This window comes from uncultured Planktosalinus sp. (assembly GCF_963973675.1).
GTDB lineage: Bacteria > Bacteroidota > Bacteroidia > Flavobacteriales > Flavobacteriaceae > Planktosalinus.
Map to the genome: position 1 here is coordinate 1 of NZ_CAXBAN010000286.1, position 3,472 is coordinate 3,472.

4 protein-coding genes are annotated in these 3,472 nt (G+C 36.4%); 2 read left to right on the forward strand and 2 right to left on the reverse strand.

What is annotated here, in order from left to right:
* Nucleotides 1-328, reverse strand: a 328-nt coding sequence (locus tag AACY61_RS10615; protein ID WP_339611559.1) for a type I restriction enzyme HsdR N-terminal domain-containing protein, incomplete at its 3' end; no start/stop codon positions are given.
* Between the two features lie 26 nt (nucleotides 329-354).
* Between AACY61_RS10615 and holA the strand changes: the two genes are divergently transcribed.
* Both holA and menA read left to right on the forward strand, forming a co-directional pair.
* Complete coding sequence (gene holA / locus AACY61_RS10620) at nucleotides 355-1,353, forward strand: DNA polymerase III subunit delta (protein ID WP_339611556.1); 999 nt, start codon at nucleotides 355-357, stop codon at nucleotides 1,351-1,353.
* Between the two features lie 38 nt (nucleotides 1,354-1,391).
* Nucleotides 1,392-2,294 (forward strand): 1,4-dihydroxy-2-naphthoate octaprenyltransferase, encoded by a 903-nt coding sequence (gene menA, locus AACY61_RS10625; RefSeq protein ID WP_339611557.1) that lies wholly within the window; start codon nucleotides 1,392-1,394, stop codon nucleotides 2,292-2,294.
* A gap of 240 nt (nucleotides 2,295-2,534) precedes the next feature.
* Here the strand turns inward: menA and AACY61_RS10630 are convergent.
* The coding region (locus AACY61_RS10630) for a porin (protein ID WP_339611558.1) at nucleotides 2,535-3,472 on the reverse strand (938 nt) is incomplete at its 5' end.

Sequence of the window (3,472 nt, forward strand, 5' to 3'; positions counted from 1 at the left end):
AATTGTAGCGCGCCACCTGATCAAATGTTTCCTGGGTAATTGCCACCGTGGGTGCTTTACATTCAATAACCACCTCAATGCTGCCATCCCTGTTAAAGACTACTATGTCATATCTCTTTTTCGTATGGTTAAGAAGGAGCTCTTTCTCTATATTGATGTGATTTTTAGGATATTTTTTTTCGCGAATTAAAAACTGAACCACATGTTGTCTTACCCATTCTTCAGGAGTAAGGACAATAAACTTTTTACGAATTTCATCAAAGATGGAAATTTTATTTTTGCTACTTTTGAAGCGAAAGCTGTATGCGGGAAAGTGGAGCTGTTGCATCACACAAAAATGATAATTTTTTTTCAATGGAAGAAGTAAAACGTTTAGTAAACAACATAAAAAACGGAAACATACACCCTGTTTATCTGTTAACTGGTGAAGAACCTTATTTTATTGACTTTGTTTCTGATTTTATTGAAAAAAATTTACTTGAGGAAGAGGAGAAAGCATTCAATCAAACGGTGCTTTATGGGCGTGATGTTACGATAGATGATATTGTAAGCAATGCGAAGCGGTACCCTATGATGGCAGAACGGCAGGTATTGATTGTTAAAGAAGCTCAGGATCTTTCACGAACGATTGAAAACCTAGCGACCTATTGTGCAAACCCACAACCATCCACTGTTTTGGTACTTTGTTATAAGTACAAAAAAATTGATAAGCGGAAAGCACTTTATAAAGCAATCAAAAAAAATGGAGCCATCATTGATGAGAAAAAGTTATATGAAGACAAGGTTTCAGGATGGATCACTAAGCTTATGGAGTCCAAAGGGTATTCAATTTCGGTGAAAGCTTCTGTAATGCTGGTGGAATTTTTAGGCAATGACTTAGGCAGAATTTCAAATGAAGTAGATAAACTCACTCAAATAGTTAGGCCTGAGCAACAAATCACACCTGAGGTAATTGAGTTAAATATTGGTATAAGTAAAGACTTCAACAATTTTGAACTTCAAAACGCAATAGGGAGTAAAGACATTCAAAAAGCATTCAGAATCATTACTTATTTTTCACAAAACCCAAAGGATAATCCTTTGGTCATGACGGTTGCCCTATTGTATTCTTACTTTTCCAAAGTATTAAAATACCACGCACTTCCATCAAAAAGTAATGCTGCCCGGGAATTGGGTATCAATCCCTATTTTGTAAAAGACTATCAATTGGCGGCCAAAAACTACCCAATGAAAAAAGTGAGTGCTATTTTAGCTAAACTCAGGGAAACAGACATGAAAAGCAAAGGGGTAGGAGCTGCCAATGTTTCAGATGGCGATTTGTTGAAAGAATTGTTGATCGTGATTTTTGCGTGATGGTTTATTATTCTAATTTTACATTTCAAAATTAATTTATGGCAACATTCAAATCCTGGGTTCAGGCTGCCCGTTTACGCACACTTCCTCTATCGTTTTCAGGAATTATTGTAGGTACGGCGATGGCATTGGATGCAGGAAAATTCGACGTCATAATTTTTATCTTAGCTTTGCTGACCACTCTTGGGTTTCAGGTTTTGTCTAATTTTGCCAACGACTATGGGGATGGTATTAAAGGAACCGATAACGCCGATAGAGTAGGCCCCAAGCGGGCACTTCAAAGTGGCTTATTGACAGAAACAGAATTAAAAAACGGAATGATTCTCACGGCATTGCTTACTCTTTTTGTTGCAGTTATTTTAATATATGTGGCATTCGGAACTGAAAACTTAGGCTATTTTGTATTGTTTTTGCTGCTTGGGATTGCTTCCATAGCTGCAGCCATTAAATACACAGTAGGACAATCGGCTTATGGGTATAAGGCAATGGGTGACTTGTTTGTGTTGCTTTTTTTTGGATTGCTATCGGTAGCGGGAAGTTTTTTTTTATATACCCAATCACTCACTCCTTTGGTCTTTTTACCGGCTTTTACAATCGGATTGCTGAGTACGGCGGTATTAAACCTCAACAATATGCGCGATTTAATTTCAGATAAAAATGTCAATAAAATAACGGTTCCGGTCTTATTAGGAGCTGAAAAGGCAAAGCGTTATCATGCCTTTTTATTATCAGGGGCTTATGCTACTGCCTTTTTGTATTTTTATTTTTCAAATGCGCTTTGGTGGCAGTATGCACCTCTTCTTGCTTTAATTCCACTTTTAGGGCACTTTGCAAGAGTTAAAATGAACAAGACTCCTTCCTTGTTAGACCCGGAGTTAAAAAAAGTAGCCCTTACCACATTCTTCTTTAGTGTGTTGTTTTTTTTGGTATTGTTGTTTTAAAAAGGCTTATGAGTGGCATAATCCTGCCTTAAAGGTGGCTTATAAGTGGCTTTTGAGCAGTATTAGAGTGGGAGTTTAGTGGGACTCAGGTGGCATTCGACCCCCCTTGAACCATACCTACATGCACCATGAACGTTACATACAAGTTAGGAGAAACATACATGCACTATGAAGCATACCTAGATATGATTTTTTGTGGTATTGGTTTGGTAATTTTTAACCCTTGAAGGGTTTTTGATATCATAACAAATCAACAGGAGCTATAATGCCAATTCTTGCTTCATTTTTATTGTAGCTATAGACATTGAATTTTTCTTTGGCATAGTTTGAATACTCAAAATACCGACCAATATATGAGAAGAATAACTGTAGATCTAAATTTTTAAAAGGGCTGTAATACAGAGTTGGTATTACACCATAACTTGTTCTTACTTGATTTTTGTTCGTTTTAAAATTGTCGTATGCAGTACTGGTCATAAGAGTTATTAATCCTTTAAAGCTGGAGTTGAAATCGTATTCAGCCCTTAACCAGTTTTCTATATATAACACATCTTCGGCAATTTGATTTTCATCCAAAAGGTTGTTTATGATGCCCTTGGTGTCAATTTGCTCGTAACTATATTGAAAGTCATACATCACAGTGAGGCTTCTATTTTGATATTTATGTCCTAGAGTAAAAAAGTAGGTTCCTCTGTTTTTAACCTCATTGCTATAACTCAGGCTGTAAATGGTTTTCAATTTTCCTTCAAAAAAGCTTCCGCGCCAATTCCCTACAAGTGCAACCGGCCAAATGGGTTCTTCAATGTTTTCAGCAGCAACTTCACCATACAGGTCTTCATAAAGCAAGGTGCGTGAGTTTAAAACCTGTATTCCAAATTGATTGTTTACGGATGTTTTATAAGTAACACCCACTCCTGTAACAAAGGCCAATACATTGTTGTATATATCATTGTATTCTAAAACTTTCATCGGACTAAACTCATATTCATAACCTCCGTAAAACGCAGGCATTTTTCCGATAAACAAATCAAGAGTTGGACTGGCTTTGATATTCATATAAGCCAACTCTATATTACTGGCCAGTTGGTCTAAAGATTGCAAGTCGCTTGTTCTGTTAAACCTGTTTCTGAAATTATAATTTATTTTTTTATGAAACTTACCTGAAATCCTAAGAGCTG